Origin of the sequence: Dactylosporangium sp. NPDC050688 (assembly GCF_040654515.1) — a bacterium.
Classification (GTDB): domain Bacteria; phylum Actinomycetota; class Actinomycetes; order Mycobacteriales; family Micromonosporaceae; genus Dactylosporangium.
The window spans coordinates 113,652-128,061 of record NZ_JBFAIC010000015.1; the positions used below are offsets into that span (position 1 = coordinate 113,652).

Genomic DNA, 14,410 nt, shown 5'->3' on the forward strand with positions numbered 1-14,410 from the left:
AGGGAGGACCCCGATGACCGTGACCGCCATCGAACCCGACCTGTTCCGCCAGCTGCTGCGCCGGCACGCCGCCGGCGTCGTGGTGATCACCGCGCCCGGACCGGACGGCCCGGCCGGGTTCACCGCCACGTCGTTCACGTCCGTGTCGCTGCACCCGCCGTTGGTGTCGTTCTGCCTGGACCGGCGCTCGTCGAGCTGGCCGACCGTCGAGACCGCCGGGCACGTCGGGGTCCACGTCCTCGCCGACGCACAGGAGCACGTCGCCCGGCAGTTCGCGACCAGCGGCATCGACCGGTTCGCCACGCCGACCAGCTGGCGCCTCGGCCCGCACGACGTGCCGGTCCTCGACGGTGCCCTCGCGGTCCTGGTCTGCCGGGTCGTCGAGCGCGTGCCCGCCGGCGACCACGCGATCGTGCTGGCCGAGCCGGTCGTCGGCGAGCACCAGGAGGGTCTGCCGCTGCTATACCACATGGGCCGCTACCTCAAGGCTGCCTGAAGTCGGGCGGGTGACGGCCGGCGCCCGGCCGCCACCCGCCCGGCCCTGACCGTCGGCGTCGGTCAGGGAGCCGCTGGTCAGCCCGTGTAGACGCGGAACTCCGAGACCTGGCCGGCGGGCCAGCCGGTGTTGGCGGTGAAGTTCAGCCGCAGGTAGCGCACCGACGTCGTGCCGGGCAGGGTGATCGTCACCGTGTTGGCGGCGTTCGGGTCGAACGTGTAGGCGCGGGACGCCACGAGCGTCGCGCCCGAGGAGCCGTCGGTGACCGACAGGGTCTGGGTGCGGGTGCCCCAGTGCGATGGCAGGGTCAGCACGACGCGGCGGGCCGCGGTGGCGGCGCCGAGGTCGACCTGGAGCCATTGCGGCCACACGTTGTTGGCGCTCTCCCAGTACGTGCCGGTGTTGCCGTCGACGGCGTTGCCGCTGCCGTACACCTGGGTCTGGCTGCTCTGCGAGGTCGGCCTGCCCTGCGCCAGGTTGGTGGTGTTGTCCGGCGGCGCCGACGTGGTGACGGTGACGGCGTTGGAGGCGCCCGACGTGTTGCCGGCGGCGTCGTAGGCGGCGACCGTGAACGTGTACGCCGTGCCCGCCGTCAGCCCGGTGACCGTGAAGGCGAGGGTGCCGGTGGTGCCGACGGCGACCGTGCCAGAGCCGCTGGTGCGGGAGACCCGGTAGCCGGCGACGCCGACGTTGTCGGTGGCGGCGTTCCAGGCCAGTGCCACGGTGGTGTCGGTGTTGCCGGTGGTCCGCAGGTTGCCCGGGACGCTGGGCGCAGTCTGGTCCGGGCCGGTCGGGAACGGCACCGTGAACCGGGTCGCGGTCAGCGCGACCTGCCCCTTGAGCATCCGGCCGCCGTCGTTGGTGAGGCGCAGGTAGTAGTCCGACGAGCAGGGGGTGCCGTCCTCGTCCAGGGCGCGCATCCCGGAGTTCGCCGGCTGCCACGCCGCGCTCTCCGCGGTCTTGGCGATCTGGTTGCCCTCGTTGAACTCGTCGAACATCGAGATGTAGACGCTGGTCACCCCGGCGCGGGTGTGGTTGTAGAACTGCCGCCACATCAGCTCGCCGTGGCGGCGGTGACCGGCGGCGAGGTCGCCGGGGATGACGCACGGCTGGTAGTCGATGCCCCGGGCGTTGAGGTCGGCGAGGTCCGGCAGGACCCGGTTGGTGGAGAACCAGTCGGCGCCGTTGTTGTCGCTGATCCGCCCGACCATCCACGGCGAGATCATGTTGAAGGCGTGGTACACGTCGATGAACCCGGGGCGGGAGTCGTCGGTGCCCAGCCGCCAGTGCGTCGGCACGCCGCCGATGACGTAGCAGCCCTGCGCCTTGAACCAGTTGATCACTTCCAGGCACTGCGACGGGGTGAACGGCCGGCCTTCGTCGTTGAAGCCGAAGCCCCAGATGCACACGACGGGCCTGCCGTTCTGCCGGGCGTAGGCGGGCGAGGCCGTGTACGCCGACATCTTCGTCGTCCAGTCGGTCTTGACCTCCGACTGCATGTTCAGCCACCAGGTGACGTCGTACATGATGTAGAACTTGCGGCCGGTCGCCTCGGCGGCGCTGCGGACCTTCGCCGCCATCGCGTCGCGGGTCGGCCCTTCGCCGCCGAACGGGTTGAACCGCTGCAGCGCCGCGGTGTCGCAGCCGTTCTGCTGCATCCACCGGAAATGGGTGTCGACGGTCTGCTGGTCGTAGGAGGAGAACAGGTTCGCCGGCTGACCGTTGCCCAGGTTGGCGAAGTTGCTGCGGTACCCCCTGGTGAAGTCGCGCATGTCGGGCCAGCAGGTGATGGAGCACGCGCCGGGCGCCGGCGGCAGGGACCAGTTGGGGCTGTAGTGCCACCAGCCGTTGATCGGAGCGCCGTCGCCGGGCGCGGCGAACCAGCCCTGGTAGCCGACGGTGACCTTGCCGACGACGTCGCCGGGCGGGCTGGCGGCCTCGGCGGGCGCGGTGGCGGCCGCGATCGGCAGCGCGGTGGCGGCCGTGCCGGCGATCGCGGTGGTGATGACGGAGCGGCGGGAAACTCCCATGTGGACTCCTCGGATGTGCCCGTCACGGTGCCCGTCGCGCGCACCGGCACAGCCGGCCCGGTGGCGGCCCGGGGCGGCGGGCGGTGCGGCGGGACGAGCGGGCACGTGCGACGGGGCGGGCGGGGGCGTTGCGTGGCGGGGCAGCGGGCAGGCGGGCCCGCGGACCGGCACGGAGCAGCCCACGCGTGTCACGGCGCGGTTGGCGGTGCTGGCATCTCATGTCGGCTACTGCGCTGGAATCCTGCCAGCAACCCGCAGTGCCACGCAAGAGTTCGATATAGACGCCGCAATATTTGGACGGATCCGGCGGCCACCGTTTCACCTCCGTGAATGCCCAGGTGGTGGACGTATCGAGAAGGTTCTTCACCTGTTGGGTAAGATCCTCGATGGGTCACGAACATGGGAGAGCCGGTGGCAGCCACAGCAGCGCAGCGTTTCGCCGAGATCAACACGCCGCACCCGCCGACGGACACGAAGGTCCTGATGCGCCGCGCCGTGGTCCTCGGCGGCAGCATTGCCGGTCTGATGGCCGCGCGGGTCCTCAGCGACCACGCCGACGAGGTCGTCATCGTCGAGCGCGACGACACCGACGTGACCGCCGGCCCGCGCCCCGGTGTGCCGCAGGGCAGCCAGGTCCACGCGCTGCTGCCCGCAGGCCAGGTGCAGCTGGACCGCTGGTGGCCCGACTTCACCGAGCGTGCGATCGCCGCCGGCGCCCCCGACGAGGGCCGAAACGACGCGAAGATCTTCATCAACGACGAGCTGCGGGTCGCCGCCGAGCCGCCGCCGGAGAAGCCGATCCTCATCACCACCCGGCCGTTCCTGGAGGCCCAGGTCCGCGCCCGGGTCCTGGAGAGCCCGAAGGTCCGCATGGTGTTCGGCCGGGCCGAGGGCCTGCTGTTCGCCGACGGCCCCGGCGGCGCGGTCGTCGGCGCCCGGTACGTGCCGGCCGGCGGCGGCGACCCGGTGGAGCTGCGGGCCGAGCTGGTGGTCGACGCGATGGGCCGGGCGAGCTCGCTCAACGACTGGCTCGAGCAGCAGGGCTGGCCCCGTGCCCCCATGCAGCGCATGCCGATCAAGCTCAACTACGCCTCGGCGCTGTTCCAGCGCGACCCCGCGGTCAGCGACACCTGGATCGCGATCTCGCAGACCACCCCGGCGAAGGACCGGGTGGCCCGCATCGGCGGCGTCAACTCCGTGGAGGGCGACCGCTGGATCATGCTGGTCGCCGGCTACGACGACGACCGGCCCAGCCGCGACGCCGGGGACTTCGCCAGGCGCTGCCGCGAGTACTTCCCGCAGATGTTCGGCGACATCGCCGAGCGCGGCTCCATGATCGGCGGCGTCATCACCTACCACCAGGCCGACAGCCGCCGCCGCGACTTCGACCAGCTCGACCGGCTGCCGGCCGGGATCATCGCGGCCGGTGACGCGGTCGCCTCGTTCAATCCCGTGTACGGCCAGGGCATGACCTCCGCGACCCTGCACGCCTCGTGCCTGTCGGAGTGGCTGCGCACCGGGCCGGACGTCACCACGGAACCGGCCCGCGGCTACTTCGAGCGGGTCCGTATCGTCGTCGACGCCGCCTGGCAGGTCTCCACGTTCGCCGACCTGGGCCTGCCGCACATCACCAGCGGCCAGCCCCGCGGGTACAAGGTCATCAAGTGGGCCAGCGAGGTCATCCTCAAGGCGTCCATGACCGACGACCTGACCAGCCAGCGGCTCAACCGGGTCACCACCATGCTCGACCACCCCAACGCCCTGGCCAGCCCCGGTCTGCTGCTGCGGGCGCTGCGGCTGAACCTCGTCGGCGCCGGTCGCCGCCGGGCGGTCAGCTCATCCAGATGACGACGCTGTCGCCCTCGGCCGCGGCGGTGTCGAAGAACGTGGCCAGGGTCTCGTAGGACGCCCGCAGGTAGTCCAGCGCCTCCGGCTCGTGCCAGATCTTCGGGTACACGTCGTCGGCGATCAGCGCGGCCGGCTCGTAGTGTGCGGCGAGCGACCCGAACGGCGTCGCGGTCAGGAACGCCGCCGCGGTGGCGACCTCGTCGGGAGTGAGCACCCGCGGCGAGTCGTACCCCCACTGCTCGTCGGTGATCGGCATCCCGCCGCTGATCACGTCGACGGGCGCGTCCACCTGGGCGAGCAGGAACTCCAGACCGCCCCACGCCTTGTCGATGTCGATGTGCGGCCGGTCGGTGATCTGGTCGTTGGCCGCGAAGTGGTCCGTCCGCAGCAGGTCGCGCAGCTCGGCCAGGTCGCCGTCGCGCAACCGCGCATACTGCGTGATCATGCTCATGAGGCGCGATCGTAGCCGAGCGCCTGCCGGGCCTCACCCACCTGGCGTGCGACGGCGGCCGCGCCGTGCTCGGCCGCCAGCCGCTCCGCGCGCTCCAACAGCCCCGGCACCTCGTCCGGGCGGCCGTCGCCGGCGGCCACGTACGCCAGCCCGACCAGGTTCGCCGCGACGCCGGCGTGGTGGCCGAGCTCCTCCCGCAGCCGCACCGACGCCTCCAGGCGCTCCCGCGCCTCGTCGTGGTGGCCCGCCCGGTGCGCGGCGATGCCCAGGTGGCGCAGCACCTCCGCCAGGGTGTGCCGGTCGCCGGCCGCCGACGCGAGGGTCCTGGCCCGCTGCAGCGCCGGCACCGCCGCGTCGTCGTCCTGGCGGACCACCTGATGGAAGCAGCCGATCCAGAACAGCGCCTCGCCCTCGCCCCGGGCGTCGCCGAGCTGCTGGTAGAGCTGCGCGGCGCGGGAGAACAGCGGCAGCTCGGCCGGGTCCTCGACCCGGTCCCGCAGGAACCTCGCGTGCACGACCCGGCCCCGGGCCAGGGCCAGGTCCGCCTCGACCGCGTCGAGCGCGAGGTCGGCCGCGGGCAGCGTGTCGTGGTCGTCGCCGAACACGCTCCGCTCGTACAGCTCCTGGGCCCTCGCCAGGTGGTGCTCCGCGCTCATCCGGCAAGCATAGGGCCCGGTGAATCAGATCCGGGCCAGCCGCCGGGCCCGCAGATGCCCGATCGTGAGCAGCACCACGGTGATCGCCGCGAACACGGTCGTCTGCGGCCGCAGGTCTACCGGCGGCACCCCCTGCGCGGCCGACCCGTACAGCGGCCCCGCCACGTGCAGGGTGCTGTCGAGCATCACGACGACGCTCAGGCAGGCCACCGCGACCGGCAGCCGCGGGTCAGCGAGCACGCCCGCCGTCACCGCCAGCAGCAGCGCGAACGGGTACAGCAGCACGCCCGCGGGCCGGAAGAACTCGCCGGTCAGCAGGTGGTAGCCGAACCACAGCAGCACCGTCACCGGCACCACCCCCAGCCACACCGCGGAGATGCGCTGCCGGCCGCGGTCCGCGAGGCTCAACGCGGTCAGGACCAGCAACGCGGTCATGACCGTCCACGGCAGCTCGCCGTGCCCGGCGGGCACGACGGCCCACACCCCGGTGAGGACGGCCGCGACCACGGTCCGCCCCATGACCAGCGCCGCGATCGCCGCGCCCCCGACCGGCACCGCGGCGCCGTACCAGGCGGCCGCGTGCGCCGGCTGGTCCATGTTCTCGTACAGCACGACGAGCGCCTCGGCGAACGCCTCGCCGAGCACGAGCAGCGCCCCGATGCGCAGCCCCTCGGACCACACCGCACCGGGGGAGCGCCGCCGCAGCCCGAGCCGCTCCCGCAGCCCCTGCACCACGATGCTCGCCGACTCCCGCACGTTCGGCCGCCGCCGCCCCGGCTCGGCCGCGTCGAGCAGCGTGCCGAGCAGCTCGTCGCCGCGCTGTTCCCGCCACGCTTTCGGGTACGCCCGCAGCAACGCCCGGTATCGCCTGGCGAGGACTTCGGTTTCGGCGCTCGTGCTCATGCTCACGCTCCCGTTCGGCTGGTGGCTGGTGCTCCTGGTCGGCTGGTCGCTCCTGTGGTGTTGCTCGATGTCTGCCCGTGGTGGTCCGCTCATGCCGGGTTCACCGCCGTGGTGACGGCGCGGCGCCTGGCCGACGCGTTCGTGACGACCTTCGCCGCGGCCGCCAGCCGGGCCGCCTCCTCCTGCAACGCGCTGCCGCCCTCGCTCGTGAGCGAGTAGTAGCGCCGGGCCCGGCCGTTGACGATCTCCTCGCTGACCACCTCGACCAGCCCCGCGTCGGCGAGCCGGTCCAGCACCGCGTACAACGACCCGGCGGCGAGCCGGACCGCCCCGCCGGAGAGCGCCTCGACCCGTTTGATGATGACGTACCCGTGCAGCGCCCCGTCCATCAACGACGCGAGCACGAAGTAGCTCGGTGCGCGGAGTTGAATAGTCATGTCACAAGAGTATCCGCGTCACGTGCCGATCGCAACGCACATGTCGATGCATGTCGCTTGCAGCGCACCGCCGCCTGCCGCTGCGGCCGGGCAGAGCCTGACGTCCGGCAACCCGGCAACAGCGCAGGCGGCGGTGGGCATGGGTTTCACTGTTGTCGCGGCGCCCGGCCTGATGGCGTGACTGGCGCGACTGGCGCGACTGGCGTGCCGGCAGGTCGGCCTGTCCGTCGGGTCGGCATGACGGGCGTGACCGGCGTGTCGGCGGGTAGGCGGATCAGCGTGACCGGCGCGATGGCGCGTCCGGCGTGATCGGCGTGATCCGCGTGGTGGCGCGACGGCGGGTCAGCCGATGATGCGGCGACCGGCGTAGAACGCGTACACCTTGGCGATCCGGACGTGGTCCCCCGGGTGCGGTGCATGGATCATCATGCCGTTACCCAGGTAGATCCCGACGTGGCCGGAACTCGGAAACACCAGGTCTCCCGGCTGCAACTGCGCGCGGGACACCGACCGGCCACGGCCGATCAGGCCACCGGTCTGGTGCGGAAGTTTGATGCCGGCCCGGGCGTAGCTGGCCATGACCAGCCCCGAGCAGTCGAACCCGTTCGGCCCGGCGGCCGCCCACACGTAGGGCTTGCCGAGCTGTGCTTTCGCGTACGACAGCACCACCCCGACCGACCCGGCGACGACGGGTGTCTGCGTCACGACGGGGTTCTTCGGCTTCGGCTTCGGTTTGGGCTTGACCTTCGGCTTCGGTTGCTGTGCCGTGGCCTTGACCACGCGCCGCGCGACCGGTACGGCCGCCGCGACCGGCACGGCCTCCGTGACCGGCCGGACCGGCGGCGTACGCCGCTCGAAGAACCGCTCGGCCCGCGGCACCTGCGTGCGTGCGGCAACCTGTTGCGGGATGCCGGCGGCAACCGGCTCGCGGGATGCCGCCGCTGATGGTGCGGGAAGAACGATGGTGGACAGGACTATGGCGACCGCGACAACGCGGAGAACTGAGGACAGAACGTGCTCCCACGGTAGGTCCAGGACTCAGCCGTGCATCCTGCGGCCAGCACTCGACCGGCCTTCGCCCTCAAGCAAGGGCTTTCCAGGAACCTGGACGGAACGGAACGGTTGGCAGCACCCGGAATGAACTCCGGGCATAGTTCGGAAACTAAGCGCCCCAGGGAGATCATCGACCGTTCACCATCGATCTCACACACGATGTCACCCCACCTCCCGGCGCGTCGAACCGGCCCTCAGCAGCCCGATCAACGCCGATGGAGGAGGCCCGTGCCGCCGCCGCGCAGGGATCGATCGCGGGTGAGCCGGGCTCTTCAACCCAGCGACGTGCGCCGGCCGTCCGGGCGCCCGCGCATAGGGCACCGCAGGCCGCTGATCAGGCAGGATCCGCCAGCTCGACGGCCCGCCGAGCTGCGGGCCGCTTCGACGGCCCTGGATAGGTGAAGGGTGAGCCCGGCAGCGCGGCTCACCGCCGCCCGGATGCCTGGCCGGGCGCGGAACATCCGGCCGAAGGACACGCCGGAGACGTGGCGGTCCTGCACGTCGCGCCGGGCCACTGCTTTTGTCGGTGACGACCTCGGGTCCTATCGGTCGCAGATTCCCGAGCCCACCTCACGCCGGCCGGTTCTTGTGTTCGTGAGTTCCGGACCCGCCGCCGTGCCGGACCGTGCCTGCACACTGGAGACGTGATCAGACTGCGGTTGTACAAGGCTCGCGAACGGCAGCGCGTCATCGATCCCGCCGATCTCGAGGCGGCCTACGCGGCGGTCGATCCTGGGACCAAGCCGGTCTTCGAGCATGACGGCGTGATGGTGTGGGTCAGCGACCCCGAACACTGCAGGGTCGAGCGGCGCGTCCGTGGCCGGGATCTTCACCTGGTCGAGTCCGGCACGAACGTCCTGCCCCGTGCCCGTGGCCTGGAGATTCTGCGCATGCCAGGTGCTGACTACCGCTGGGTGCACTCGCTGGATTGGCGGTGGGGCGCCGGCGAGTACCTCGACCGCGACCGGGTCGATGCGATCGTCGATCGTGCCCTCGACATGAAACCGTGGGCTGGGCCGGAGGGCCCGATCGGCCTGGTGCATCTGTCCTGTCTGATGTGGTTCCACAGCGGAGCGATGGCCAACGGCGCCGCCTGGCCGCTGGATGACTGCACCGCCGAGGAGATCGCCGCGTTCATCGCGGCCGCCACCTATTTCGAGCTGGACGAGGTCGCCGACCTGATCGGCCGCCTCGAACAGGATGACGCGCTCAGCCACGAGTACTGGGATCTCAGCAGCCCGTTCGGTGAGGACGCTTCGTTGATCCGCGACGCACTCCGCTGCAAGCTCGTCGAGGCGCCGGGGGATTGGAGCTCGACGACAGGCGCGCCGTTGTCGCCGGGGTGACCTGCGGTTCGTCGGCGAGTTCGGGGACCACCTCGTTCGGGTGGTTGCTGATGTTCGTGAGTTTGAGAGCCTTCGCGCGTCCGGCTTCGACGCCTACCTGCTCGTCAAGCTTCTGATCACATCCGACGCCGACCGAAGTGGGTCCCAAACTCGCCAACAACGATCAAGGAAGGTGACCTCCCTGGGCTCCGGAGTCAGGCATACCTGGGCCCGGTACCCACCGACAAAACCAGGCCACGACCTGCCGGCGCTGGACGTAGTGCCGGGCCTGGCGGAAAGTCAGGCTCGGCTGGAACCAGGCCCGCCCGGCCGTGCCGCACCGTGGGCGGAGACCGGCCGGGCTCCGTCCCGCGGGCCTCGCGGCTGCAAGAAGGCCCGGCGGTGTGGAGTGGTCAGCGGGGTGGCTCGGCGGCGCAGCGGTCCAGCCAGTCCTCCATCAGCGTCTCGAACAGGGCGGGCTGCTCGAACTGCAGGTTGTGGCCGGCGACGTCGAGCACCGCGAACGTGGCCCGCGGATAGTGGGGCAGCAGCGCGAACTGGTCGACATAACCGACGGCCGAGTCCTGGCGGCCGCACAGGAACAGCGTCGGGCGCTCGAACGGCACCGTGTCCTCGGGGCCTTCGCTCAGGTGCCAGCGGCGCTCGATGCGCTCGATCGCGGCCATGTCGGCGGCCTGCAGGGCGGGGACGACCTCGGCGCGGAAGCGGCGCAGCGTCTGCGGGGTCTGCACGACGACGAACTCCGCATACTCCGCCGCGGCCGCCGCGTCCAGATCGGTGTCGTCCAGGAGGCCGGGCGTGGCGCGCAGCACGACGTGCGGCGGGCGGACGCGGGCGGCGCGGTCGAGGGTCTGGCCGACGGGGCAGATGAGGGCCAGGCCGAGGACCTGGTCGGGCAGGGCACGCACGACGGCGCGGGACAGGTAGCCGCCGTAGGACTCGCCGACGAGCAGGAACGGGGTGGTGCCGAGCTCCTTGCCGACGAGGGCGAGGACGGCGGCGAGGAGGTCGTCGGAGCTCGCCGCGTCGCCGGCCGGGGTGCGGCCCATCCCGGGCAGGTCAGGATAGAGGCGCCGGTAGCCGGTGCGGCGGGTGAAGATCGGCTCCAGGCAGCCGGACATCAGACGGTGGTCGACGGGCCAGCCGTGCAGGGCGAGCACCGGGGTGCCGGAGTCCCCGCCGTGTGTGACGAGATGCATGACCCGCATCCTGCCGGAAGGGTATGACAGAAACAGACCGGCGCCGGCGGGCCGGCGTCGTTGTGTGAAGGGAATCGGGCCGGGGCAAAGGAGAGGCATGGCGGAACTGCAGTGGCTCGGTGTCATCCGGCACGGCCAGTCGACCGGAAACGTGCTCGCACAACACGCCGAGGCGGGGGGACTCGAGGAGATCGCCATCCCGGAACGTGACGCCGACGTCCCGCTGTCCGAGCTCGGCCGCGAGCAGGCGCAGGCCGTGGGCCGGTGGATCGCCGGGCTGACCGCCGAGCGGCGCCCGCAGGTGGCGGTGGTGTCGCCGTACCTGCGGACCCGGCAGACCGCCGAGCTGGCCCTCGCCGGCACCGGCATCCCGGTCGTGCACGACGAGCGCCTCCGCGACCGCGAGCTCGGCGTCATCGACCTGCTCACCGCCCGGGGCGTCGAGGCGCGGCTGCCGCTGGAGGCGGCCCGGCGCCGGCGGCTCGGCAAGTTCTACTACCGCCCGCCCGGTGGCGAGTCGTGGGCCGACGTGCTGCTGCGGCTGCGCTCGCTGCTCGGTGACGTGCGCGCCGCGTACCCGGGCGGCCGGGTCGTGCTGTTCGGCCACGAAGCGGTCGTCATGCTCGTGCGGTACCTCGTGGAAGGCCTCGACGAGCCGAGCCTGATGGCGCTCGCCCGGGCCACGGCGCTGGGCAACTGTTCGATCAGCAGCTGGGCGTCCGACGGGCAACGGCTGCGCCCCGAACGGTTCAACGCCGTCGATCACCTGCACCGCGAGGGTGCCCCGGCGACCAGGCAGGAGGACGTCAGTGCCGACGTCTGAGCACAGCACGATCACCCCGGGCCTGCTGCGGGACTGGCCGCTGCGCACGGGCACCACCGACAAGAAGGACCGCGGCACGGTGCTCGTGGTGGGCGGTTCCCGCGCCACCCCCGGCGCCGTCCTCCTTGCGGGGATCGCCGCCCTGCGCGCCGGCGCGGGCCGTCTGCAACTGGCGGTCACCGACAGCACCGCCACCGCGCTCAGCATCGCGGTGCCCGAGGCTGCCGTCATCGGCCTGCCCGAGACGGGCTCCGGCAGCGTCGCCGGCGACGTCCCGAAGCGGCTGCTCGACCTCGCCGCGCAGGCGGACGCCGTCGCGATCGGTCCGGGCCTCGACGACATCGACGAGACCGAGTCCCTGCTGCGTGCGGTCCTTGACGCGCTGCCGGCCGGCGCCGGGTTGGTCCTCGACGCGTACGCCCTGGGCGCGCTGAGCCGCCACCCGGACCTGCTCGACGGCCGCCCGCAGCGGGTCGTGCTGACCCCGAACGTCACCGAGGCCGGCTACCTGCTCGGCGACCCCGGCTCCGTCGGCAGCGGCGACGATCTCACCGCCGTCGCGACCGCCGTCGCCGCTCGTTGTCATGCGGTCGCCACGGTGTACGGCACCGTCGCCGCCCCCGACGGCCGGGTCTGGCTCGAGGAGAGCGGCGACGCGGGGCTCGGCACGTCCGGCAGCGGCGACGTGCTCGCCGGGGTGATCGCGGGGCTGCTGGCCCGCGGCGCGGATCCGGCCCAGGCGGCCTGCTGGGGTACGTGGGCGCACGCGACCAGCGGCCAGCGGCTCGCCCCGCGCCACGGCAGGACCGGGTTCCTGGCCCGTGAGCTGCTGGACGAGGTCGCGTACACCCTCGGCACGATCTGACGCCCGACGCCAACCGCACGGGCGATTGACGCGCCGCACGCCGGTGCGCTTGGCTGTGCGCCGTGCCGAGTCGATTCGTGGACGAGCGGGAGATCACCGACGCCGGCGGGCTGAGCCCGGTCGAGCGTGCGCAGCTGCGGGCCGCGGGCCGCCTGTACGACGGCGAGGACCTCGACGCCGAGGCCCGGCTCGCGGACGACGACCAGGACGAGACGAGCTTCCGCGGGTTCTGCACCCTGTGGCGGGTCGTGGACGGCGACGAGCCCCGCTACGACGCGTGGCTGTACCAGGTGGACAGCGGAACCTTCTTCCGCGCCGGCACCACCGAGGTCGTCGCGGAGGTCATCCAGTTCGGGCTGGAGTGCGGCGACGCGGAGGTGTCGCGGGAGCTCGGTCCCGCGATGGTCGCGGCCGGCCTCCTGCCGAAGTCGGACTCGTCCTACGCCGAGTTCGCCGAACTGCTGCGCCAGCAGGAAGCCTGAGCACCCAGCCGCAGCGCCAGCAGGAAGCGTGAGCGCCCAGCCGCAGCGTCAGCGGGGGGCCCGAACGGCGGCCTGCACCGCGACCCGCTCCAGGTGCTCCAGCAGCGCCCTCTCGATCTGGCCCCACGACAGCGGCCCGCGGCCGGCGCCCGGCCCCTCGAACGCGACGGTGATCTGCTCAGCTGCGGGGAGGTCCATGGCGTGGCAGCCTAACGATGCAGGCTGGCCCCTTTGAGGATCCTGTCGACGGCGTTCCTGGGTGCGTGCACGGCCATCCCGACGAGCCGGAGATCTGCCTGGTGCACGGCGCGCACGGCGGCCCGGTTGTCCTCGTCGTTGCCGGTCTTGAACAGCTCCTCCGTGAACGTTGCACACGCGACCGACCGTTCCACGGCCCGCCGGTGCGCCGCGGCGAGGGTGGCCGCGTCGCCCTCGAAGACCATCACGGGCTGGCCGAACATCGGCAGGTACCGGTTGCCGTCGGCGTCGAGGTAGTCCTCGCCGAGCAGGTCCGGCGCGGTGCCGGCGATGCCGCTGACGACGAACGCGGTCACGTTGAGGCGCTGCCAGACGGCCAGGTCGTCCCGCAGCAGCACGGCGATCTTCGTGGGGAACGTCATGCGCCCAGCGTGCCCGCCCTGACCTGGGCGGTCTTGTACGTTGTGCACATGGAGCTCGTCACCGCATGGCGGCCCAGGGTGCCCGGCATCGCCGAGGTGTTCCACGCGCACTTCGTCGAGCACGCCTATCCGCCGCACGTGCACGACGCCTGGACGCTGCTCATCGTCGACGAGGGCGCGATCCGGTTCGACCTGGACCGCCACCACCGCGGGGCGGCCGGCGCGTCGGTGACGCTGCTGCCGCCGAACGTCGCGCACGACGGGCGGGCGGCGACCGGGGACGGCTTCCGCAAGCGGGTGCTCTACCTGGACACGACCGTCCTGGACGAGGGCCTGGCCGGCGCGGCCGTGGACCGTCCCGGCGTCGACGACCCGCTGCTGCGCCGCCGGATCCACCAGCTGCACCTGGCCCTGGACGCGCCCGGCGACGAGCTGGAGGCGGAGAGCCGCCTCGCGCTGATCCGGCAGCGGCTGCGCGGCCACCTCGGTCCGGTGCCGCCCGCCTGGGGGCCGCCCGCGGCCGGGGTTGCGGGCGGGCTGCGGGACCTGCTCGACGCGCGGACCCGCGAGGGGATCACGCTCACCGAGGCGGGCGCGCTGCTGGGCTGCCACCCGGGTCACCTGGTGCGGTCGTTCACCTCGACGTTCGGGCTGCCGCCGCACCGGTACCTGGTGGGCCGCCGCGTCGAACTGGCCCGCCGGCTTCTGCTGGACGGCCGGCCCCCCGCGGCCGTGGCCGCCGAGGTCGGCTTCCACGACCAGTCACACCTGCACCGGCACTTCGTCCGGCACGTCGGGGTCACCCCTGCGCGTTACGCCGCCCAGGGCGGGGTGCCGAACACGCTGCCGTCGGCGCGGTAGGCGGTGAAGCCGGCGGGGACGGTGACGTACACCTCGGCGGGCTCGCTGCCCGGGTTGTGCGCGGCGATCGGCTCGCCGGCCGGCACGACCACCGCGTCGCCGGCACCGAGCACGGCGCCGCCGGGGGTGACCCGCAGCTGCCCCGACAGCACCATGAACACCTCGTCGCGGTCGATGCTGTGCGGCATCGACTCGTGGCCCGCGGCGACGGTGAGCCGCCACGCGCAGACCTGCTGGGAGCCGTTGCTGGGCCCCGCGAACACCGTGAACGTGGATCCGTCGAGCTCGAATCGCGGCGCGTCGGCGGCCCGGACGATACTCATGCTGTCCTCCATGATGG

Annotated in this window: 17 protein-coding genes; 7 read left to right on the forward strand and 10 right to left on the reverse strand. The window is 72.5% G+C overall.

Annotated features, from left to right (window positions below; all coding sequences use genetic code 11):
* Positions 1 to 13 precede the first annotated feature (13 nt).
* On the forward strand, positions 14 to 496 hold the full coding sequence (locus AB0H83_RS17360) for a flavin reductase family protein (RefSeq protein ID WP_360094134.1): 483 nt from the start codon (positions 14 to 16) through the stop codon (positions 494 to 496).
* Positions 497 to 573: 77 nt separating this feature from the next.
* Here AB0H83_RS17360 and AB0H83_RS17365 read toward each other — a convergent pair whose 3' ends face one another.
* Positions 574 to 2,526 (reverse strand): discoidin domain-containing protein, encoded by a 1,953-nt coding sequence (locus tag AB0H83_RS17365; protein ID WP_360094137.1) that lies wholly within the window; start codon positions 2,524 to 2,526, stop codon positions 574 to 576.
* 411 nt (positions 2,527 to 2,937) lie between these two features.
* Between AB0H83_RS17365 and AB0H83_RS17370 the strand changes: the two genes are divergently transcribed.
* On the forward strand, positions 2,938 to 4,374 hold the full coding sequence (locus AB0H83_RS17370; protein ID WP_360094140.1) for an FAD-dependent oxidoreductase: 1,437 nt from the start codon (positions 2,938 to 2,940) through the stop codon (positions 4,372 to 4,374).
* Here the strand turns inward: AB0H83_RS17370 and AB0H83_RS17375 are convergent.
* The 5 genes from AB0H83_RS17375 to AB0H83_RS17395 form a co-directional block, all read right to left on the reverse strand.
* The gene (locus tag AB0H83_RS17375; protein WP_360094144.1) at positions 4,358 to 4,825 is read right to left on the reverse strand and encodes a DUF1877 family protein; all 468 of its coding nucleotides are present in this window, start codon (positions 4,823 to 4,825) and stop codon (positions 4,358 to 4,360) included. The genes AB0H83_RS17370 and AB0H83_RS17375 overlap by 17 nt on opposite strands.
* Complete coding sequence (locus AB0H83_RS17380; RefSeq protein ID WP_360094147.1) at positions 4,822 to 5,481, reverse strand: tetratricopeptide repeat protein; 660 nt, start codon at positions 5,479 to 5,481, stop codon at positions 4,822 to 4,824. The genes AB0H83_RS17375 and AB0H83_RS17380 overlap by 4 nt, the downstream gene beginning before the upstream one ends.
* A gap of 24 nt (positions 5,482 to 5,505) precedes the next feature.
* Entirely contained in the window at positions 5,506 to 6,384 is an 879-nt protein-coding gene (locus AB0H83_RS17385; RefSeq protein WP_360094150.1) for a hypothetical protein, read from the reverse strand.
* An 89-nt stretch (positions 6,385 to 6,473) separates the two neighbouring features.
* Positions 6,474 to 6,821: a PadR family transcriptional regulator gene (locus AB0H83_RS17390; protein WP_360094153.1), complete on the reverse strand. Its 348-nt coding sequence runs from the start codon at positions 6,819 to 6,821 to the stop codon at positions 6,474 to 6,476.
* Positions 6,822 to 7,163: 342 nt separating this feature from the next.
* Positions 7,164 to 7,700 carry a C40 family peptidase gene (locus AB0H83_RS17395; RefSeq protein ID WP_360094156.1) on the reverse strand — a complete coding sequence of 179 codons (537 nt, stop codon included), beginning with the start codon at positions 7,698 to 7,700 and terminating at the stop codon, positions 7,164 to 7,166.
* 818 nt (positions 7,701 to 8,518) lie between these two features.
* On the opposite strand from AB0H83_RS17395, the gene AB0H83_RS17400 reads away from it, so the two are divergent.
* Positions 8,519 to 9,220, forward strand: coding sequence for a hypothetical protein (locus AB0H83_RS17400; protein WP_360094159.1), 702 nt, complete (start codon positions 8,519 to 8,521; stop codon positions 9,218 to 9,220).
* A 392-nt stretch (positions 9,221 to 9,612) separates the two neighbouring features.
* Here the strand turns inward: AB0H83_RS17400 and AB0H83_RS17405 are convergent, their stop codons facing one another.
* A complete protein-coding gene (locus AB0H83_RS17405; RefSeq protein WP_360094161.1) occupies positions 9,613 to 10,419 on the reverse strand; it encodes an alpha/beta hydrolase in 807 nt (268 codons plus the stop codon).
* Between the two features lie 97 nt (positions 10,420 to 10,516).
* On the opposite strand from AB0H83_RS17405, the gene AB0H83_RS17410 reads away from it, so the two are divergent.
* From AB0H83_RS17410 to AB0H83_RS17420, 3 genes are all read left to right on the forward strand, one after another.
* Positions 10,517 to 11,242 carry a histidine phosphatase family protein gene (locus AB0H83_RS17410; RefSeq protein ID WP_360094163.1) on the forward strand — a complete coding sequence of 242 codons (726 nt, stop codon included), beginning with the start codon at positions 10,517 to 10,519 and terminating at the stop codon, positions 11,240 to 11,242.
* Positions 11,229 to 12,107, forward strand: a complete 879-nt coding sequence (locus AB0H83_RS17415) for an NAD(P)H-hydrate dehydratase (RefSeq protein WP_360094166.1) — start codon at positions 11,229 to 11,231, stop codon at positions 12,105 to 12,107. The genes AB0H83_RS17410 and AB0H83_RS17415 overlap by 14 nt, the downstream gene beginning before the upstream one ends.
* A 62-nt stretch (positions 12,108 to 12,169) precedes the next feature.
* A complete protein-coding gene (locus AB0H83_RS17420) occupies positions 12,170 to 12,589 on the forward strand; it encodes a hypothetical protein (protein WP_360094169.1) in 420 nt (139 codons plus the stop codon).
* A gap of 48 nt (positions 12,590 to 12,637) precedes the next feature.
* Here AB0H83_RS17420 and AB0H83_RS17425 read toward each other — a convergent pair whose 3' ends face one another.
* Both AB0H83_RS17425 and AB0H83_RS17430 read right to left on the reverse strand, forming a co-directional pair.
* Entirely contained in the window at positions 12,638 to 12,787 is a 150-nt protein-coding gene (locus AB0H83_RS17425; RefSeq protein ID WP_360094172.1) for a hypothetical protein, read from the reverse strand.
* An 11-nt stretch (positions 12,788 to 12,798) separates the two neighbouring features.
* On the reverse strand, positions 12,799 to 13,209 hold the full coding sequence (locus AB0H83_RS17430; protein WP_360094175.1) for a DUF2000 domain-containing protein: 411 nt from the start codon (positions 13,207 to 13,209) through the stop codon (positions 12,799 to 12,801).
* 48 nt (positions 13,210 to 13,257) lie between these two features.
* Between AB0H83_RS17430 and AB0H83_RS17435 the strand changes: the two genes are divergently transcribed.
* The gene (locus AB0H83_RS17435; protein ID WP_360094178.1) at positions 13,258 to 14,070 is read left to right on the forward strand and encodes an AraC family transcriptional regulator; all 813 of its coding nucleotides are present in this window, start codon (positions 13,258 to 13,260) and stop codon (positions 14,068 to 14,070) included.
* On the opposite strand, the gene AB0H83_RS17440 is transcribed toward AB0H83_RS17435, so the two are convergent.
* Positions 14,022 to 14,393 carry a cupin domain-containing protein gene (locus AB0H83_RS17440; protein ID WP_360094181.1) on the reverse strand — a complete coding sequence of 124 codons (372 nt, stop codon included), beginning with the start codon at positions 14,391 to 14,393 and terminating at the stop codon, positions 14,022 to 14,024. The genes AB0H83_RS17435 and AB0H83_RS17440 overlap by 49 nt on opposite strands.
* Positions 14,394 to 14,410 lie beyond the last annotated feature (17 nt).

Excerpts from the sequence above, each read along its gene's own strand:
- AB0H83_RS17360 (WP_360094134.1), top strand. The coding sequence starts at position 14 with ATGACCGTGACCGCCATCGAACCCGACCTGTTCCGCCAGCTGCTGCGC.
- AB0H83_RS17365 (WP_360094137.1), bottom strand. The coding sequence starts at position 2,526 with ATGGGAGTTTCCCGCCGCTCCGTCATCACCACCGCGATCGCCGGCACG.
- AB0H83_RS17375 (WP_360094144.1), bottom strand. The coding sequence starts at position 4,825 with ATGAGCATGATCACGCAGTATGCGCGGTTGCGCGACGGCGACCTGGCC.
- AB0H83_RS17380 (WP_360094147.1), bottom strand. The coding sequence starts at position 5,481 with ATGAGCGCGGAGCACCACCTGGCGAGGGCCCAGGAGCTGTACGAGCGG.
- AB0H83_RS17385 (WP_360094150.1), bottom strand. The coding sequence starts at position 6,384 with ATGAGCACGAGCGCCGAAACCGAAGTCCTCGCCAGGCGATACCGGGCG.
- AB0H83_RS17390 (WP_360094153.1), bottom strand. The coding sequence starts at position 6,821 with ATGACTATTCAACTCCGCGCACCGAGCTACTTCGTGCTCGCGTCGTTG.
- AB0H83_RS17405 (WP_360094161.1), bottom strand. The coding sequence starts at position 10,419 with ATGCATCTCGTCACACACGGCGGGGACTCCGGCACCCCGGTGCTCGCC.
- AB0H83_RS17410 (WP_360094163.1), top strand. The coding sequence starts at position 10,517 with ATGGCGGAACTGCAGTGGCTCGGTGTCATCCGGCACGGCCAGTCGACC.
- AB0H83_RS17425 (WP_360094172.1), bottom strand. The coding sequence starts at position 12,787 with ATGGACCTCCCCGCAGCTGAGCAGATCACCGTCGCGTTCGAGGGGCCG.
- AB0H83_RS17430 (WP_360094175.1), bottom strand. The coding sequence starts at position 13,209 with ATGACGTTCCCCACGAAGATCGCCGTGCTGCTGCGGGACGACCTGGCC.
- AB0H83_RS17435 (WP_360094178.1), top strand. The coding sequence starts at position 13,258 with ATGGAGCTCGTCACCGCATGGCGGCCCAGGGTGCCCGGCATCGCCGAG.
- AB0H83_RS17440 (WP_360094181.1), bottom strand. The coding sequence starts at position 14,393 with ATGAGTATCGTCCGGGCCGCCGACGCGCCGCGATTCGAGCTCGACGGA.